The organism is Microbispora hainanensis, from assembly GCF_006874475.1.
Lineage (GTDB): Bacteria > Actinomycetota > Actinomycetes > Streptosporangiales > Streptosporangiaceae > Microbispora > Microbispora hainanensis.
Map to the genome: position 1 here is coordinate 1 of NZ_VIRM01000175.1, position 683 is coordinate 683.

The 683-nt window shown below is 64.7% G+C and carries 1 pseudogene; it reads right to left on the bottom strand.

The features are described from left to right. Positions 1-463 precede the first annotated feature (463 nt). A pseudogene (locus tag FLX08_RS43585) lies at positions 464-683 on the bottom strand (trypsin-like serine peptidase); the annotation flags it as partial.

A 683-nucleotide genomic window follows, 5' to 3' on the forward strand; every position in this document is an offset into this window, starting at 1 on the left:
GCCAGGCCCTGGCCGCCCACGTTGGAGCCCAGGGTGCCGACGTCCTTCAGACCGATCGACAGAGTCCGGCCGGTCAGGCGGTAGTCGACGTCGTAGTTGATCCAGTAGGTGCGGACGACGTACTTGTCGCCCTTCTTGAGGTAGAAGGCCTTGCCGTCACGGGACTGCTTGCCCTCTTCCCAGCCACGCGGCTTGAAGCGGAACTCCTTGTCCGTGACGCCGGTGCCCTCCTTGAAGGGGCCGTCGGCCGGAGTGCCCTCGGGGTTGAGCTTCTTCCAGTCGTCCCGCTTGACGTAGACCTTCTGGGAGTCGCGGGTGCCCTCCTTCACCACGTGGTCGGTGTCGACCACGGACCGCAGACGAAGGTGGGAGTAGGCGCTGTTCCTGTCGAGCCTGGCCTTGGCCCACTTGGCCTCACGGGAGGTCTCGTAGGTGCGGGCGTACCTCTTGCTGGAACCGCTGGTGGGCAGGACGCCGTTGTAGACGGTCACGAACGCGTAGTCGCGGTCGCCGTCCTCGTAGACGTCGAAGTCGTAGTGGGTGTACGCGGTCTTGCCGACGTAGATGCCCCACGGGGTCTTGCCCTCGTAGTAGCCGGGGACGAAGACCCACTTGTCCAGGGTCGCCTTGTTGCTCTTGGTGTCGTACACGCAATGGCCGGCGGTCGCCACCAGGTTCTTGTA